Raw genomic sequence first — 16,732 nt, 5'->3', positions numbered from 1 at the left:
CAGTGCTCCAGTAAGGAAGTTGGTTCAGAGGTTCAGTGGTCAGTTCATGGTGAAGCCGCCGTTGACGGCGATCACCTGTCCGGTCAGATAGCGGGATTCCTCGGAGAGGAGGAAGGAGGCCAGACCGGTGAGGTCGTCGGGCTGCTGCGGCCGGGAGATCGCCCGGTTCGCGGCGTACAAGCCGTGCCGTTCCTCCGGCACTCCCTCGGTCGCCTCGCACTCGGTGAGGCCCGGCGCCAGCGCGTTGACGGTGATGCCGCGCTCGCCGAGTTCCCGGGCCATCGCGCGGGTGAGGGCGATGACGGCGCCCTTCGACGTGATGTAGTGCGCGAGCCGCGGGGAGCCGTAAAGGGCCGCGTCCGAGGCGATGTTGACGATGCGTCCGGTCGGGCCAAACAGCGGGTGCAGCGCCTTCGACACCAGCCAGGGGCCGCGCGCGTTCACCGTCATCAGGCGGTCCCAGGCCTCGATGTCGATGTCCTGGAACTCCTTGCCGCCGACGCCGTTGGCGAGGGCCGCGTTGTTGACGAGTCCGTAGAGCCCGCCCAAGTCCCTTACGGCCGAGGCGAGTTCCTCGACGGACGCCGGGTCCGCCACGTCGCAGCGCGCGAAGTGCGCGTCGTGCCCCTCGCCGCGCAGCTCCTCGGCGGCCCGGGCGCCGCGCTCGGGGTCGAGCTCCGCGAGGACGACCCGGAAGCCGTCCTCGGCGGCCCGGCGGGCCATGGCAAGGCCCAGGCCGCGGCCCGCCCCGGTCACGACGACCGTGCGCGCGTCCTTGGGGGACAGCTCAGTCACGGGTGACGCCGTGCATCGGCGAGTACTCGGGGTACGAGGGCACCTGCGGCTTCTGCGTGCCGATGACGACGCAGAACAGGGCGTCGGTGTCGCCCTCGTTCTTCAGCGAGCGGGTCACACCGGCGGGCACCACGATCATGTCGCGGTAGCCGAGGGTGCGGTACTCGACCTCGTCCGGGCCGCGGTGGACGCCGACGCGGACCTCGCCCTCCAGGACGAAGAAGGCCTCCTCCACGTCGTGGTGGGTGTGGGCCGGGCCCTCGGCGCCGGGCGGCAGCAGCATGTTGGAGAACGTGAAGCCGCCGGACGGGAGGATGCGGCTGTCGCCCTCGTGGTTGCCGGTGGCGCCGGAGCCGACGTAGCGGATCTGGCCGCGGCGGTACTGCTTGCCCGCCTTCTCCTGGAAGGAGAGCGTGTCGAAGTCCGCGACGCGGGACTCCTTCGAGGCGATCAGCGAGTCGGTGTACGTGCCGAGGTCGCTGCCGTTGTCGTACTCGGTGGTGGTCAGAGGCATGGTGGGTGTCCTTCGCTAGAGCTGGAACTAGAGGGTGACGATGTGCAGGTGGGACAGGACCCAGGCGTTGAACCGCTCGGGCTGTTCCTGGTTGGCCAGGTGACCGGCGTCCTTGACGATCACGTAGGCGGTTTTGTGCAGGCCCCCGGCGATGGCCTGGGAGGCCTCGGCGCCGGTGACCTTGTCGCGGTCGCCGCAGATCACGAGGGTGGGCGCGGAGACGGCGGACAGTTCGGGGCGCAGGTCGGCGCCGGCCATGGACTCGGCGGCGTACCCGTATCCGGGCAGCCGCACGGAGGCGGCCATGGTGTCGACGACCCGCTCGACGAGTGCGGCGGGCGCGAGGTCGGAGACGAGGCGGGGGCCGCGCTTCTCGGCGAAGGCGCGTGGGCCGGCCTCCGCCAGGTCGGCGACGCGGGCCCGCATGCCTTCGGCCTTGGCGGGGTCGGTGCCGGAGCCCGTACTGGAGTCGGCGACGATCAGTGACTCGACGAGCGAGGGGTGCCGGGTCGCGAGCCGCAGCGCGATGACACCGCCCCACGAGACACCGAGGACGTGTGCCGACGGACCGTACGAGCGGATGAGGTCGGCGGCGGCGTCCGCGAACCCGTCCAGGTCCAACGGGCCTTCCGGGTCGGGGGACTTGCCGTAGCCGGGGGCGTCCCAGGCCACCACGCGCGCGTGCTCGCTCAGTGCGGCGAGCTGCGGCGCGAACGCGGCCGACGAGGAGCCGATGCCGTGCAGACACACCAGCAGGGGGCCTTCGGTGCCGGCCTCCTCCACATGGACGGCAGGGTGGGCGGCTGGGTTGGTGTCCGGGTGGGCGGCCGTCACAGGATCTGCCCCGGCCGTCCGGCGAGCGCGGCCACCGACCGCAGCACCGCGTACGGCACGATCCGGCTGGTCGCGGGGTTGCCCGGGTCGGGCCGGTGCGCGACCTCGAAGCGGTACGAGCCGTGCTCCCCGGACGCCTCGATGACATGCCGGGTGAGCGTGGCCCCCGGATCGGCGACGACCTCGACCCGCACAGCGTCCAGGTCGCCGACAGCGAGGGCGACCGAGGCGGCCACGTTCGTCGACTTGGGGAACTTCACGGGCACGTCGCGCGCCGTGCCCGACATGACGACGACCGGCCCGGTCGCTGAGCGCATGCGGCCCAGCAACTCCGCGTCCATCCACGGCTGTTCGAGGGTGGCGGGCAGCTTCGTGGTCGTCAGCCGGACGTCCTCGATCGGCCCCAGGCCCCGCACGGCCTGGAGCAGATCGAGGCCGCCGACGGCCCCGCCCGTGAAGAACACCCGGCCGGGCCCGGCGGCGAGCAGCCGCTTGCTCAGCTCGTCGTCGGTGAGGGCCCCGGTCGAGGCCACGAGCAGATCGGTGCCGTGGTCGAGGACGTGCTCGCCCCATTCCCGTACGACGCCCTGACCTGCCGCCTCGACGATCAGGTCGCAAGCCTCGATGGCCTCCTCGAAGGTGACCTGCGGCGCGGGCGCCGCCTCACCGAGCGGCCGGTTGTCGACGATGCCGGTCAACTCGGCGCCCTGAACGCCCCCTTGGGCCAGCGCGGTGCCGACGACGCGGCCGATGGCGCCCCAGCCGACGAGCCCGATCTTGAGCGTGCTCATTTCTGTGCTCCTTCAGGAATGACCGGGGACTCCGGCGAACCGGCCATGTGACAGCGGATCTCCTTCGACGGCGCCCCCGCCGTGCCCCACAGGTCGGACAGCTCCGGCACCCGCCGCCACACCTTGGCGATCCACCGGTCCTCGACGATCTGCGCGACCTCGGACGTGTACTCGCAGACGAGCCCGGTCGGATCGGTGAAGTAGGAGAACGTGTTGTTGCCGGGCCCGTGCCGCCCCGGACCCCACTTCGGGACGATCCCGTGATGGCGCAGCCGCCCGAGCCCGCGCATGAAGTGGTCGACCGAACTCATCTCGTACGCCACGTGGTTGAGGGACACCCACTCGGCCTGGTTGAACGCGATGCAGTGGTGGTCGGCGTTGCAGCGCAGGAACGCCATCTGGTGCTCGGACCAGTCGGACACGCGCAGGCCGAGGACGTCGCGGTAGAAGGCGACGGCGGCGTCGATGTCCGGGGTGTTGAGGACCGCGTGCGTGACACCGACCGGCACCGCCGTGTCCTGCCCGCGCGGCGCGACCGCCCAGGTCTCGGCGGACAGTTCGACGAGCCGGCCCTCGTGGTCGTGGAACCGCAGACCGTAGCCCCCGCCCACCTGGTCGAGGAGGCCGGGCCCGGCGAGCGGCACGATGCCGCGGGCTTCGAGCCGCCGCGCCGCCTCGTCGATCTCGGCGGGCGTGGCGACGGCGAACACGAGGCGGCCGAGCCCCGTGCGGTCGGAGCGGGTCAGCTGGAGGGCGTGGTGCTGCTCGCCAGTGCCGCGCAGCCAGCTCGCGCTGTGCTCGGACTCGACGACCTCCAGCCCCCACGCGTCCTCGTAGAAGTCGGTGGCCTCGGCGAAGGAGGGGGTGAGCAGCTCGACGGAGCGCAGCGCGCGCAGCCGGGCGATGGGCGGGTGAGTGGGGTGGGACATACGGAACTCCGTTGCAGGCATGGTCAGTTGGCCCAGGGGAGCGGGGCTGCGGACGTGCCCCAGTACAGGGACTTCTGGCGTTGGTAGGCGCGGATGGCGTCACGCCCCTTCTCGGTGCCGAGGCCGCTGTCCTTCATCCCGCTGAACGGGGTGGCCGCGCTGAACTGCTTGTACGTGTTGATCCACACGGTGCCCGCGTCGATCCGGCGGGCCAGGTTCCAGGCGGCGCGGTGGTCGCGGGTCCAGATCCCGCAGGCCAGGCCGTACACGGAGGCGTTGGCCTGGCGGACCAGGTCGTCCTCGTCGTCGTAGGGGAGGACCACGAGGACCGGGCCGAAGATCTCCTCCTGGCAGGTGCGGGAGTCGTTCGGCAGCCCGGCGAGGACGGTCGGCAGGTAGTACGCGCCGTTCTCGTACGCGGGGCCCTCGGGTGCGGAGCCGCCGCACAGCACCTCGGCGCCCTCGGAGCGGGCGAGGTCGACGTACGCGGCGACCGAGTCCCGGTGCTTCGCGTGGACGAGCGGGCCCACCTGGGTGTCGGGGTCGGTGCCGGGCCCGACCCGCAACTTCCTTACACGGGAGACCAGTTCACCGATGAAGGACTCGTACAGTGACGCGTGCACGAACAGCCGCGAACCCGCGATGCAGGACTGCCCGCTGGACGAGAAGATCCCGAACATCACACCCGCCAGGGCCTGTTCGGCGTCGGCGTCGGCCCGCACGATCGTCGGCGACTTGCCGCCGAGCTCCAGAGAGGCCGGGATCAGCTTCCGTGCCGCGATCTCCGCGATGGAGCGGCCGGTCTCGGTGCCGCCGGTGAATCCGATCCGGCCGACGAGCGGGTGCCGTACGACGGCATCCCCCACCACCCGGCCACTGCCCGGGAGCACCGACAGCAGGGCGGTGGGCAGGCCGAACTCGGTGAGGGCCCGCGTGATGATCCGGCCGAGCCTCAGGGAGACCAGTGGGGTCCAGGCGGCCGGCTTGAGCAGCACCGCGTTCCCCGCGGCCAGGGCGGGCGCGAGCTTCTGTGCGTCGCTGGCGACCGGGGAGTTCCACGGGTTGATCGCCCCGACCACGCCGATCGGCTCGTGCACGCTCATCGTGACGTACGGGCCGCGCGAGGGGGTGATCGCCTCTTCGGCGGTCTCCAGGGTCGCGGCGAGGTAGCGGAAGGTGCCTGCCGCGCTGAGCGCGAGCGCCTTCGTCTCGGTGAGGGTCTTTCCGGTGTCGGCGGTCTGCGTCGCGGCCAGCTCGTCGGCGGCCTCCTCGGTCAGCTCCGCGATCCGGTACAGGAGCCGGGCCCGCTGGTGGGGGAGCAGCTCCCGCCAGGCGGGGTCAGCCGCTGCCGCTGCCGCTGCCCGCGCGGCCTCGTCGACCTCCTCGGCGGAGGCGGTGTGCAGCGTGGCGAGCAGTTGCCCGGTGGCGGGGTCGACCGTGTCGAGCGGGGCACCGGAGCCGCGTCGCCACTGGCCCGCGACGAGGATTTCGGTGGGGTGCTGAGGCACGGCGGGACCTCCAAATGGAGTGGTGCGTAGGTGCGTTGTTGAGTCGAAGCGCTAGAAATCTAAGCGCTTAAGTGTTTCTCCGCAAGGGCGTGCTTGAAGAAGAGTTGCGGAGTGCACGGCTTTCAGATCCCTAAGCGCCTAACCATTGACCGCTAAGTAGTTGCCTTCTAAGGTCGCGGCATCCCCCTTCACGTCCCTGTGTTCGCGTGCTCGCGGAAGGACACCTCCCCATGACGACAGTGGCAGGCAAACCGGGCATGCCCGATAAACAGGGCCTCGGCTCGATCGCGGCCCGACTCGAACGACTTCCGCACTCCCGCTGGCACGTCAAGGTGCGCTGCCTGATCGGCGCCGTGACGTTCTTCGAGGCCTTCGACCAGCTCCTGGCCGCCTCCGCGCTGCCCGTCCTCATCAAGGACTGGCACCTGAGCACGGGGCAGGCCACCTTCGCGGTCACCACGGGATCCGTCGGCATGCTGCTCGGCGCGCTGGTCGCCGGGTGGCTGGGGGACCGGATCGGCCGGGTGCGCACGGTGGCGCTGGGCGTCGCGATCACCGGCCTCGCGAGCCTCGCCGTCGCCACGGCGAACGGGATCGAGCTGTTCTCGGGCTTCCGGTTCGTCCAGGGGCTCGGCATCGGCGGCGTCGTCCCGGTCGCGGCCACGTACATCAACGAGATCTCCCGCTCCGACAAGCGCGGCCGCTTCGTCCTGCTCTACGAGATGATCTTCCCGGCCGGACTCGCGGCCGCCAGCCTCGTCGCGGTGTGGGTGGTGCCGAACCTGGGCTGGCGCGCGATGTTCGTGCTCGGCGCGCTGCCCGTCCTGATCGCCGTGGCGCTGCCCAAGCACGTCGCCGAGTCGCCGCGCTGGCTGCTCTCGCAGGGGCGTACGGAGGAGGCCGAGCGGGCCGTCGCCCGGATCGAGGCGGAGGTCGAGCGAGCGGTGGGCGAGCCGCTGCCGCAGCCCGGCGGCACGCCCGACGCGAAGGTGGAACGCGGGCGCCTGCGGGACCTGTTCACCGGCCGATACCGGCGCCGCACCGCCGTCCTGTCCGCCCTGTGGTTCTCCGGGTACTACGTCAATTACGGCATCGCGACCTGGCTGCCGTCCCTGTACACGAAGAACTTCGGCCTCGACCTGACGACCTCGCTCGCCTACACGATGCTCGGCAACGTCACCGGCCTGCTCGGCACGCTCGTCGTCGCCCTCCTCATCGACCGGATCGGCCGGCGTCCCGCCCTGGTCGCGGGGCTCGGCGGGGCCGCCCTCGCCCTCGGCGTGCTGGCCGTCGCGGGCGTCACCTCGGGCCTCCAGGTCGCCCTGTTCGCCTCCGTCACCACGTTCTTCGTCTACGCGATCAACGCGAGCCTCTACCTCTACTCGCCCGAGCTGTACCCCACCGCCAACCGTGCCACCGGCGCGGCCTTCGGCGGCCTGTGGAACCGGCTCGGCGTCATCCTCGGCCCGATCACGGTCGGCGCGATCATCGGCTCCGGCGGTGGACTCGGCCTGGTCTTCGCACAGTTGGCGGGCATGGCGGCCGTGGGCGCGGTGATCGCCCTGTTCGCGGTGGAGACGAAGGGGAAGACCCTGGAGGAGCTCAACGCGTAATGACTCAGGGGTAGAATTTTCAGGGGCGTACGATTTCGCGTCCGCCCGTGGGAAGCGCGCGAGGGGACGGGATGGCCGAGCGGAAGCCGAAGCGGCGCGACGCCGTGACACAGATCGTGGCGGACTGGGCGCGGGAGCGGCCCGAGCTCGACACAGGACCGCTGGAGGTGCTGGCCCGGCTGCACCGCTCGTTCCTGCGCTACAACACCAAGCTCAACGCGTCGATCGACCGGCACGGCCTGTCCGTCGCCGGGTTCGACGTGCTGACCGCGCTGCGCCGCGCCGGCAAGCCCTACCGGCTCACCGCCGGGCAGCTCGCGGACTCGGGGCTCGTCTCGTCCGCCGGGGTCACCCTGCGCATGGACCGCCTGGAGAAGGACGGCCTCATCGTGCGCGAGCGGGACGCCGAAGACCGCCGCGTCGTCTACTCCCGCCTCACCGACGAGGGCCTCGCCAAGGTCGACGAGGTCTTCACGGACCACCTGGCCAACGAGGAACGCATGCTCGCCGCCATCTCCCCGGCGGAACGCCGCCAACTGGCGCGCCTGCTGGGCAAGTTGGAGCACTCGATCCTGGACTCGGACGACGAGTCAGGCTCCATTTAGGCCCCTGCGGCGATTGAGCAGCGGGGTCCGGGGCAGAGCCCCGAGACCGCAACCCCGCCGCGGCAACAGGCAAATGGGGCGGCACCCCCGTGGGTGCCGCCCCATCCGCCTACGTACAGGCCTACTTCTTGTCGAGCAGATCCTGCACCTTGGACCGCACGTCATCCGTGTCAAGCCCACGAATCGTCAACGTCGTCCGCCGCCGCAACACATCGTCCTGCGTCTCGGCCCACTCGTGATCACGTGCATACACGACCTGCGCCCAGATCTCCGGCGCATCCGGGTGCACCCGCTCCGCCAGCTCCGGGCTCTCGTTGGCAAGCCGCGCGATGTCGAAGGACAGCGAACCGTAGTGCGTCGCCAGGTGCTTGGCCGTGTCGGCCCCCATCCGCGGCCCGGGCGCCGGACTGTCGACCAGCAGCCGGTGCGCCACGGCACGCGGGTTGGCGACACCCGGCAGCGGAAGCTTCTTCGGCAGGTTCTTGATCTGCTCGAAGTCGTCACCGAGCGGGTGCCCCGGCAGCGCCTCCAGCTTCTGCATGACCGTGCGGCCGATGTGCCGGAACGTCGTCCACTTGCCGCCGGCGACGGACAGCATGCCGCCCTTGCCCTCGTTGACGACCGTCTCGCGCTTGGCCTTCGACGTGTCGCCGGGGCCACCCGGCAGCACGCGCAGACCGGCGAAGGAGTACGTCATCAGCTCCCGCTTGAGCTGCTGGTCACGGACCGAGAAGGCGGCCTCGTCCAGGATCTGGTCGATGTCCTTCTCGGTGACCGAGACATCCGCGGGGTCACCCTCGTACTCCTCGTCGGTCGTGCCGAGCAGCAGCATGTCCTCCCAGGGGAGGGCGAAGGTGATGCGGTACTTGTCGATGGGGGTCGCGAGCGCGGCCTTCCAGGGGGCGGTCCGCTTCATCACCAGGTGTGCGCCCTTGGACAGGCGGATGGACGGCGCCGAGTTCGGGTCCTCCATCTTGCGCAGGTGGTCGACCCAGGGGCCCGTCGCGTTCAGCACCAGACGGGCGTTGACCCCGAACTCGTCACCGCTCGTACGGTCCTTGAGCTCGGCGCCGGTGACCCGGCCGTTGGTGAAGCGCAGCCCGGTGACCTCGGAGTGGTTGAGAACGACAGCGCCCGCGTCCACAGCCGCACGCACGGTCATCAACGCCATCCGCGCGTCGTTCATCTGGTCGTCGCCGTACACGGCAACGGCCTTCAGGTTGTCGGTGCGCAGCTCCGGCACATCGCGCTGGGCCTTCTCCGGGGACAGCAGGTGACCCACACCGTCACCGAACGCGGACAGCGCGCTGTACGCGAACACACCCGCGCCCAGCTTGGCCGCGCCGTGCGGGCCGCCCTTGTAGACGGGCAGGTAGAAGGTGAGCGGGTTGGCGAGGTGCGGGGCCACGTTGCGGGACACCGCACGCCGCTCGAAGTGGTTCTCCGCGACGAGCTTCACCGCGCCGGTCTGCAGGTAGCGCAGGCCGCCGTGGAGCAGCTTGGAGGACGCGGAGGACGTGGCGCCGGCGAAGTCGCCGGCGTCGACCAGGGCCACCCGCAGGCCGGACTGCGCCGCATGCCAGGCAGTGGAGATGCCCAGGATGCCGCCGCCGATGACCAGGAGGTCGTACGTCGCCTTGGAAAGCTGCTCGCGGGTCTCGGCGCGGCTCGGGTTGGAACCGGCGACCGGGTGCGTTCCGAGGGCAGGCACGGTCTGCAGGGTGGACTGGGTAGTCATGGTGGGGTGTTACTCCTCGACAGAGCTGTCTTCGAGCCAGCCCATGGACCGCTCCACGGCCTTGAGCCAGCTCTTGTACTCACGGTCGCGGGTGGCCGCGTCCATGCGGGGGGTCCACTCGGCGGCCCGGCGCCAGTTGGCGCGGAGCTCGTCGGTGCTGGACCAGAAGCCGACGGCGAGACCGGCGGCGTAGGCGGCGCCGAGGCAGGTCGTCTCGGCGACCATCGGGCGCACCACGGGCACGTCCAGGAAGTCCGAGAGGGTCTGCATCAGCAGGTTGTTGGAGGTCATGCCGCCGTCGACCTTGAGCGCGGTCAGTTCGACGCCGGAGTCCTTCGTCATGGCGTCGGTGATCTCGCGGGTCTGCCAGGCGGTGGCCTCGAGGACGGCGCGCGCGAGGTGCGCCTTGGTGACGTAGCGGGTCAGACCCGCGATGACACCGCGCGCGTCGGAGCGCCAGTAGGGGGCGAACAGGCCGGAGAAGGCCGGCACGAAGTACGCGCCGCCGTTGTCCTCGACGCTGGAGGCCAGCGTCTCGATCTCGGCGGCCGACTTGATCAGGCCCATCTGGTCGCGCATCCACTGCACCAGGGAGCCCGTGACGGCGATCGAGCCCTCGAGCGCGTAGACCGGCTTCTGGTCGCCGATCTGGTAGCCGACCGTGGTCAGCAGGCCCGAGTACGAGTTGATGGCCTTGTCCGCGGTGTTCATCAGCATGAAGGTGCCGGTGCCGTACGTGGACTTGGCCTCGCCCTCGGCGAAACAGGTCTGGCCGAACAGGGCCGCCTGCTGGTCGCCGAGCGCCGAGGCGACCGGGATGCCGCCGAGCAGGTCGCCCAGCTTGCCTCCGGTGACCTCGCCGTAGACCTCGGCGGAGGAGTGGATCTCCGGCAGCATCGACATCGGGACGCCGATGGACGAGCAGATCCGCTCGTCCCACTGCATCTCGTGCAGGCTCATCAGCATCGTGCGGGAGGCGTTGGTGACGTCGGTGTAGTGCTTGCCGCCGTTGACACCACCCGTCAGGTTCCAGATGACCCAGGTGTCCATCGTGCCGAAGAGGATGTCGCCGCGCTCCGCGCGCTCGCGCAGACCCTCGACGTTGTCGAGCAGCCAGCGGGCCTTGGGACCCGCGAAGTAGCTCGCCAGCGGGAGGCCGGTCTCGCGGCGGAAGCGGTCCTGCCCCACGTTGCGCCCGAGCTCCTTGCACAGGGCGTCGGTGCGGGTGTCCTGCCAGACGATCGCGTTGTGGACGGGCTCGCCGGTGTTCTTGTCCCAGAGCAGCGTCGTCTCGCGCTGGTTGGTGATGCCGATCGCCTTGATGTCGTCGCGCGTGATGCCGGCCTTGGTGATGGCTCCGGCGACGACCTCCTCGACGTTGGTCCAGATCTCGTTCGCGTCATGCTCGACCCAGCCCGGCTTCGGGAAGATCTGCTCGTGCTCCTTCTGGTCGACGGAGACGATCCGGCCGTCCTTGTCGAACACGATGCAGCGGCTGGACGTGGTGCCCTGGTCGATCGCCGCGATGAAGGGGCCGGTGGTGTGTGCGTCGGTCACGGTGTGCTCCTCGTCGTACGTAAGTCGGTGGTCTCGGTGGCGTCGCTCAGAACAGCTTGTAGAGGAAGCCGGCGATGGCTCCGCCGATGAGCGGACCGACCACTGGGACCCAGGCGTACGACCAGTCCGAACCGCCCTTGTTGGGCAGCGGGAGCAGCGAGTGCACGATGCGCGGACCGAGGTCACGGACCGGGTTGATGGCGTAGCCGGTGGGGCCACCGAGGGAGAGACCGATGCTGACCACGACGAGTGCGGTGATGAGGGCGCCGAGGGTGCCCAGGCCGTTGCCGTTGTCGTTCAGGCCCTGCGTGAGGATCGCCAGGACGAGCACCACCGTGGCGATGATCTCGGTCATGAGGTTCTGCGCCAGGTTCCGGATCTCCGGACCGGTGGAGAAGACGCCGAGCACGGGGCCGGCCTCGGGTGCGGCCTTCGGGTCGACGAGACCCTCTTCGCCGTCGGTGCCGTTGTGCGCGGCCAGCACCTCGCGGTCGGTGAGGTGGGCGTGGAACTGCCCGTAGTACGCGAGCCAGACCAGGACGGCGCCGATCATGGCGCCGAAGAGCTCGGAGACCAGGTAGAGCGGTACGTCGCTCCACTTGGTGCCGCCCTCGATGGCGAGGCCGATGGTGACGGCCGGGTTGAGGTGGGCGCCGGAGACGCCGCCCGCCAGATAGGCGCCGGTGAGAACCGCGAAGCCCCAGCCGAACGCGATGGCGACCCAGCCGGCCTCGTAGGCCTTCGAGCGCTTGAAAGTGACGGCGGCGCACACGCCACCGCCCAGCAGAACCAATATGGCGGTACCGATGGTCTCGCCAAGGAAGATGTCGTGGCTGGACACCCGCGACTCCTTTGTCCTTCGTCCAGGGGAAAACCCGAGTAACGAACCTCCCGGGTCCCTTTCCGGTGGTCCGAGCCCTCAGGCGAGGGTCGGGTCCGGTCTGGCCTGTTCACACTCTAACGCGTATTGCCGGTAGGTGTTCGACAATGCCGACCGATGGACGCGAGTCTCGCTCTGTGGTTCCCGGCTCGTCAAGGGATCTTTTATCGAATGCGCGATCGTTATTGATCGCCTGTGGCTATCGGCCCACCGTTGAGGGCGACGGGCCGGTGGGCGTTCAACGATGGTCACTCGGATTGGTGTGGTCTGCACCTTGAGCCACGTCCGCCGTGTGAGTCGCGGCTCGTGGGGTGCGGGCGGAGCGGCTTCAGAAGCGGCTGGCGCCCAGATCGCGGGAGACGGAGCGGGCGCAGTCGCGGACGGCCGCGATCAGCTCGGGGCGCAGCGCCGCCGGGTCGTCCTGCCTGCACACCCGCTCGACGGCGCCGGTGATGCCCACCGCGCCCACCGGCATCCGGTGCCGGTCGTGGATCGGGGCGGCGACCGAGGCCACGCCCTCCCAGGTCTCCTCGACGTCGGCGGCGTACCCGCGCGCTCGGGTGAGGTCGAACACCGCCTCCAGCTCGCCGGAGTCGCACACTGTCCGCGTGGTGAAGCCCTTGCGCTCGGCCTCGAGGGCCTCGCTGTGCGCCACCGGGTCGTACGCGGAGAGCACCTTGCCGAGGGCCGTGGAGTGCAGCGGGTGCATCGCGCCGACCTCCAGGACCTGCCGGCTGTCGTCGGGCCTGAACACGTGGTGCACGATCAGCACGCCCTGCTGGTGCAGTACGCCGAGGTAGACCGCCTCGCCGCTGGAGCGGGCCAGGTCGTCCGTCCACACCAGGGCGCGCGCCCGCAGCTCGTGCACGTCCAGGTAGCTGTTGCCCAGGCGGAGCAGCTCGGCGCCCAACTGGTAGCGCCCCGAGGCGGAGTCCTGCTCCACGAAGCCCTCGGCCTGCAGGGTGCGCAGGATGCCGTGGGCCGTGCCCTTGGCGAGGCCGAGCGCGGCGGCGATGTCCGAGAGGCCGAGCCGCCGCTCGCCGCCCGCGAGCAACCGGAGCATGGCCGCGGCCCGTTCGAGCGACTGGATGTTGCGTGCCATCGCAGTCCCTTCCTCCCTCGGATCTTGACAGCTGGCAGAGGTGGTGTCGTGCACCGTTCGGCAATGCTGAACAGTATCGGTCGTTGCCGACCTCCGGCGAGCGCGGCGTGCGCCAATATTTCCATCGGATGCTTCCGGCCACGACACGCGCACGCCGTTCCGGCTCGTGGACGTACCCACAACGGGACCATCGTCCCCGTTACCCTGACCGGGTGCGCCTCCGGGAGTGGAGCCGCAAAGCCGACAGCCGTCGCACCTCTGGGAGAACTTTCATGGCCTCGTTGCCAACGCCCGCATCCGCCGCCGCTGAGTCCCGTGCTCGTGTGGAAGCCCTCCGGAAGGCCCTCGCCTCACGCGTGGTCGTCTCCGACGGAGCCATGGGCACCATGCTGCAGGCGCAGGACCCCACCCTTGAGGACTTCGAGAACCTTGAGGGATGCAACGAAATCCTCAACGTTTCCCGGCCCGACATCGTCCGCTCGGTCCACGACGAGTACTTCTCCGTCGGCACCGACTGCGTCGGCACCAACACCTTCAACTGCAACTTCGCGGCCCTCGGCGAGTACGACATCGCCCACCGGATCGAGGAGCTGTCCGAGAAGGGTGCCCGCATCGCCCGCGAGGTGGCCGACGAGCACACCGCCCGCAGCGGACGGCAGCGCTGGGTCCTCGGCTCGATGGGCCCCGGCACCAAGCTGCCCACCCTCGGGCACGTCGAGTACGCCACCATCCGCGATGCCTACCAGCGCAACGCCGAGGGCCTCCTCGCCGGCGGCGCCGACGCGCTGCTCGTCGAGACCACCCAGGACCTGCTGCAGACCAAGGCCTCCGTGGTGGCGGCGCGCCGGGCCCGCGAGGTGGCCGGGATCGATGTGCCCATCATCGTGTCCGTCACCGTGGAGACCACCGGCACCATGCTGCTCGGCTCCGAGATCGGCGCGGCCCTCACCGCGCTCGAACCGCTCGGCATCGACATGATCGGCATGAACTGCGCGACCGGCCCCGCCGAGATGAGCGAGCACCTGCGCTACCTCGCCCGGCACGCGCGCGTGCCCCTGTCCTGCATGCCCAACGCCGGTCTGCCCGTCCTGACGAAGGACGGCGCCCACTACCCGCTGACCGCGGCCGAACTGGCCGACGCGCACGAGACGTTCGTCGGCGAGTACGGCCTCTCCCTGATCGGCGGCTGCTGCGGCACGACCCCCGAGCACCTGCGCCAGGTCGTCGAGCGCGTGCACGGCGCCGAGCCGACGTCGCGCACCCCGCAGCCCGAGCCGGGCGCCGCCTCGCTCTACCAGACGGTGCCGTTCCGCCAGGACACCGCGTACATGGCGATCGGTGAGCGCACCAACGCCAACGGTTCGAAGAAGTTCCGCGAGGCCATGCTGGAGGCCCGCTGGGACGACTGCGTGGAGATGGCCCGCGACCAGATCCGCGAGGGCGCGCACATGCTCGACCTGTGCGTCGACTACGTGGGCCGCGACGGCGTCGCCGACATGAAGGAGCTGGCGGGACGCTTCGCCACCGCCTCCACCCTCCCGATCGTCCTCGACTCCACCGAAGTCCCGGTGATCCGGGCCGGGTTGGAGAAGCTCGGCGGCCGTGCGGTCATCAACTCCGTGAACTACGAGGACGGGGACGGCCCCGAGTCCCGCTTCGCGAAGGTCACCAAGCTGGCGCAGGAGCACGGCGCCGCGCTGATCGCGCTGACCATCGACGAGGAGGGCCAGGCCCGCACCCCCGAGCACAAGGTCCAGATCGCCGAGCGGCTGATCGAGGACCTCACCGGGAACTGGGGCATCAGCGAGTCCGACATCCTCATCGACTGCCTGACGTTCACGATCTGCACCGGTCAGGAGGAGTCCCGCAAGGACGGCATCGCCACCATCGACGCGATCCGTGAACTCAAGCGCCGCCACCCCGACGTACAGACGACGCTGGGCCTGTCGAACATCTCCTTCGGCCTCAACCCGGCCGCCCGCATCGTCCTCAACTCGGTCTTCCTGGACGAGTGCACGAAGGCCGGCCTGGACTCGGCGATCGTGCACGCCTCCAAAATCCAGCCGATCGCCCGGTTCGACGAGGAGCAGGTGCAGACCGCCCTCGACCTGGTCTACGACCGGCGCTCCGAGGGCTACGACCCGCTGCAGAAGCTGATGGCGCTGTTCGAGGGCGCCACCGCGAAGTCGATGAAGGCCGGCAAGGCCGAGGAGCTGGCGGCCCTCCCGCTGGACGAGCGCCTCAAGGCACGCATCATCGACGGCGAGAAGAACGGCCTGCAGGCCGACCTCGACGAGGCCCTCGAGACCCGCCCCGCCCTGGACATCGTCAACGACACCCTCCTGGAGGGCATGAAGGTCGTCGGCGAACTGTTCGGTTCAGGCCAGATGCAGCTGCCGTTCGTGCTCCAGTCCGCCGAGGTCATGAAGAACGCGGTGGCCCACCTGGAGCCGCACATGGAGAAGTCCGACTCGGAGGGCAAGGGCACCATCGTGCTCGCCACCGTGCGCGGCGACGTCCATGACATCGGCAAGAACCTCGTCGACATCATCCTGTCCAACAACGGCTACAACGTGGTCAACCTGGGCATCAAGCAGCCCGTCTCCGCGATCCTCGACGCGGCCGCCGAGCACCGGGCCGACGTCATCGGCATGTCGGGTCTCCTGGTCAAGTCGACCGTGATCATGAAGGAGAACCTGGAGGAGCTCAACCAGCGCAAGCTGGCAGCCGAGTTCCCGGTGATCCTCGGCGGCGCCGCGCTCACCCGCGCCTACGTCGAGCAGGACCTGCACGAGATCTACGACGGCGAAGTCCGCTACGCCCGCGACGCGTTCGAGGGCCTGCGCCTGATGGACGCGCTCATCGGCGTCAAGCGCGGCGTCCCCGGCGCGGTGCTGCCGGAGCTCAAGCAGCGCCGTGTCCCCAAGCGGGACGTGGTCATCGAGGACGAGGTCGACGAGGGCCCCGTGCGCTCCGACGTCGCCGTCGACAACCCGGTCCCCGAGCCGCCCTTCTGGGGCACCCGCGTCATCAAGGGCATCCAGCTCAAGGAGTACGCGTCCTGGCTCGACGAGGGCGCCCTATTCAAGGGCCAGTGGGGCCTGCGCCAGGCGCGCACCGGCGACGGACCCTCGTACGAGGAGCTGGTGGAGTCCGAGGGCCGTCCGCGGCTGCGCGGCTGGCTCGACAAGCTGCACACGGAGAACATGCTCGAAGCGGCCGTCGTGCACGGCTACTTCCCGTGTGTCTCCAAGGGCGAGGACCTGATCATCCTCGACGACGCGGGCAACGAGCGGACCCGGTTCACCTTCCCGCGCCAGCGGCGCGGCCGCCGCCTCTGCCTCGCGGACTTCTTCCGCCCGGAGGAGTCCGGCGAGACCGATGTCGTCGGCCTCCAGGTCGTCACCGTCGGCTCGCGGATCGGCGAGGAGACGGCGAAGCTGTTCGCCTCCGACTCCTACCGCGACTACCTCGAACTGCACGGCCTGTCCGTGCAGTTGGCGGAGGCCCTCGCCGAGTACTGGCACGCCAGGACCCGCGCCGAGCTGGGTTTCGCGGGCGAGGACCCGGACGCCATGGAGGACATGTTCGCCCTGAAGTACCGGGGCGCCCGCTTCTCCCTCGGCTACGGCGCCTGCCCGAACCTGGAGGACCGCGCGAAGATCGCCGACCTCCTGGAGCCGGAGCGGATCGGCGTCCAGCTCAGCGAGGAGTTCCAGCTCCACCCCGAGCAGTCCACCGACGCGATCGTCATCCACCACCCCGAGGCGAAGTACTTCAACGCGCGGTAATCGCGACCGGTCGTACACTGGTCGGTCCAGCGCAGGCCGGTTGCCCTTGTGTTCGAAAGGGGGCAACCGGCCTCT

At 70.1% G+C, this 16,732-nt stretch carries 13 protein-coding genes; 3 read left to right on the top strand and 10 right to left on the bottom strand.

The genetic code is table 11. The annotated features are described in order from the left end of the window. Positions 1 to 39: 39 nt before the first annotated feature. The 6 genes from ABT004_RS17885 to ABT004_RS17860 are packed head-to-tail and all read right to left on the bottom strand — an operon-like array spanning position 40 to position 5,371. Positions 40 to 795, bottom strand: a complete 756-nt coding sequence (locus ABT004_RS17885) for an SDR family oxidoreductase (protein ID WP_351337511.1) — start codon at positions 793 to 795, stop codon at positions 40 to 42. Then, positions 788 to 1,309, bottom strand: coding sequence for a cupin domain-containing protein (locus ABT004_RS17880; RefSeq protein ID WP_351337508.1), 522 nt, complete (start codon positions 1,307 to 1,309; stop codon positions 788 to 790). Before ABT004_RS17880 ends, ABT004_RS17885 begins: the two co-directional genes overlap by 8 nt. Positions 1,310 to 1,336: 27 nt before the next feature. Further along, positions 1,337 to 2,143 carry an alpha/beta fold hydrolase gene (locus ABT004_RS17875; RefSeq protein WP_351337505.1) on the bottom strand — a complete coding sequence of 269 codons (807 nt, stop codon included), beginning with the start codon at positions 2,141 to 2,143 and terminating at the stop codon, positions 1,337 to 1,339. After that, positions 2,140 to 2,934, bottom strand: a complete 795-nt coding sequence (locus ABT004_RS17870; protein ID WP_351337502.1) for an aspartate dehydrogenase domain-containing protein — start codon at positions 2,932 to 2,934, stop codon at positions 2,140 to 2,142. Before ABT004_RS17870 ends, ABT004_RS17875 begins: the two co-directional genes overlap by 4 nt. Further along, the gene (locus ABT004_RS17865) at positions 2,931 to 3,863 is read right to left on the bottom strand and encodes a VOC family protein (RefSeq protein ID WP_351337499.1); all 933 of its coding nucleotides are present in this window, start codon (positions 3,861 to 3,863) and stop codon (positions 2,931 to 2,933) included. The genes ABT004_RS17870 and ABT004_RS17865 overlap by 4 nt, the downstream gene beginning before the upstream one ends. A gap of 23 nt (positions 3,864 to 3,886) precedes the next feature. After that, positions 3,887 to 5,371 carry an aldehyde dehydrogenase gene (locus ABT004_RS17860; RefSeq protein WP_351337498.1) on the bottom strand — a complete coding sequence of 495 codons (1,485 nt, stop codon included), beginning with the start codon at positions 5,369 to 5,371 and terminating at the stop codon, positions 3,887 to 3,889. 230 nt (positions 5,372 to 5,601) lie between these two features. Between ABT004_RS17860 and ABT004_RS17855 the strand changes: the two genes are divergently transcribed. Together ABT004_RS17855 and ABT004_RS17850 are read left to right on the top strand one after the other, a co-directional pair. Then, positions 5,602 to 6,984 (top strand): MFS transporter, encoded by a 1,383-nt coding sequence (locus tag ABT004_RS17855; protein ID WP_351337495.1) that lies wholly within the window; start codon positions 5,602 to 5,604, stop codon positions 6,982 to 6,984. Between the two features lie 71 nt (positions 6,985 to 7,055). Further along, positions 7,056 to 7,589: a MarR family winged helix-turn-helix transcriptional regulator gene (locus ABT004_RS17850; protein ID WP_351337492.1), complete on the top strand. Its 534-nt coding sequence runs from the start codon at positions 7,056 to 7,058 to the stop codon at positions 7,587 to 7,589. A gap of 121 nt (positions 7,590 to 7,710) precedes the next feature. Here the strand turns inward: ABT004_RS17850 and ABT004_RS17845 are convergent, their stop codons facing one another. From ABT004_RS17845 to ABT004_RS17830, 4 genes are all read right to left on the bottom strand, one after another. After that, positions 7,711 to 9,327 (bottom strand): glycerol-3-phosphate dehydrogenase/oxidase, encoded by a 1,617-nt coding sequence (locus tag ABT004_RS17845; protein ID WP_351337489.1) that lies wholly within the window; start codon positions 9,325 to 9,327, stop codon positions 7,711 to 7,713. A gap of 9 nt (positions 9,328 to 9,336) precedes the next feature. Then, entirely contained in the window at positions 9,337 to 10,884 is a 1,548-nt protein-coding gene (glpK, locus tag ABT004_RS17840) for a glycerol kinase GlpK (protein ID WP_351337486.1), read from the bottom strand. Between the two features lie 46 nt (positions 10,885 to 10,930). Next, positions 10,931 to 11,725: an MIP/aquaporin family protein gene (locus ABT004_RS17835; RefSeq protein ID WP_351337483.1), complete on the bottom strand. Its 795-nt coding sequence runs from the start codon at positions 11,723 to 11,725 to the stop codon at positions 10,931 to 10,933. A 367-nt stretch (positions 11,726 to 12,092) separates the two neighbouring features. Further along, positions 12,093 to 12,866, bottom strand: a complete 774-nt coding sequence (locus tag ABT004_RS17830; RefSeq protein ID WP_351337481.1) for an IclR family transcriptional regulator — start codon at positions 12,864 to 12,866, stop codon at positions 12,093 to 12,095. 272 nt (positions 12,867 to 13,138) lie between these two features. Here ABT004_RS17830 and metH point away from each other — a divergent pair, with 272 nt between their 5' ends. Beyond that, the gene (gene metH, locus ABT004_RS17825) at positions 13,139 to 16,657 is read left to right on the top strand and encodes a methionine synthase (protein ID WP_351337479.1); all 3,519 of its coding nucleotides are present in this window, start codon (positions 13,139 to 13,141) and stop codon (positions 16,655 to 16,657) included. The last annotated feature ends 75 nt before the right edge of the window (positions 16,658 to 16,732 follow it).

The sequence above is a fragment of the Streptomyces sp. NPDC002790 genome, from assembly GCF_040295505.1.
In the GTDB taxonomy this organism is placed as follows: Bacteria; Actinomycetota; Actinomycetes; order Streptomycetales; family Streptomycetaceae; genus Streptomyces.
Note: the sequence above shows the minus strand (reverse complement) of the source record. Positions and strands in the feature narration are given on the sequence as shown.

Bases quoted from the DNA above. Each gene is read 5' to 3' on its own strand.
- ABT004_RS17865 (WP_351337499.1), bottom strand. From the start codon at position 3,863: ATGTCCCACCCCACTCACCCGCCCATCGCCCGGCTGCGCGCGCTGCGC.
- ABT004_RS17855 (WP_351337495.1), top strand. From the start codon at position 5,602: ATGACGACAGTGGCAGGCAAACCGGGCATGCCCGATAAACAGGGCCTC.
- ABT004_RS17880 (WP_351337508.1), bottom strand. From the start codon at position 1,309: ATGCCTCTGACCACCACCGAGTACGACAACGGCAGCGACCTCGGCACG.
- ABT004_RS17870 (WP_351337502.1), bottom strand. From the start codon at position 2,934: ATGAGCACGCTCAAGATCGGGCTCGTCGGCTGGGGCGCCATCGGCCGC.
- ABT004_RS17845 (WP_351337489.1), bottom strand. From the start codon at position 9,327: ATGACTACCCAGTCCACCCTGCAGACCGTGCCTGCCCTCGGAACGCAC.
- metH (WP_351337479.1), top strand. From the start codon at position 13,139: ATGGCCTCGTTGCCAACGCCCGCATCCGCCGCCGCTGAGTCCCGTGCT.
- ABT004_RS17850 (WP_351337492.1), top strand. From the start codon at position 7,056: ATGGCCGAGCGGAAGCCGAAGCGGCGCGACGCCGTGACACAGATCGTG.
- ABT004_RS17830 (WP_351337481.1), bottom strand. From the start codon at position 12,866: ATGGCACGCAACATCCAGTCGCTCGAACGGGCCGCGGCCATGCTCCGG.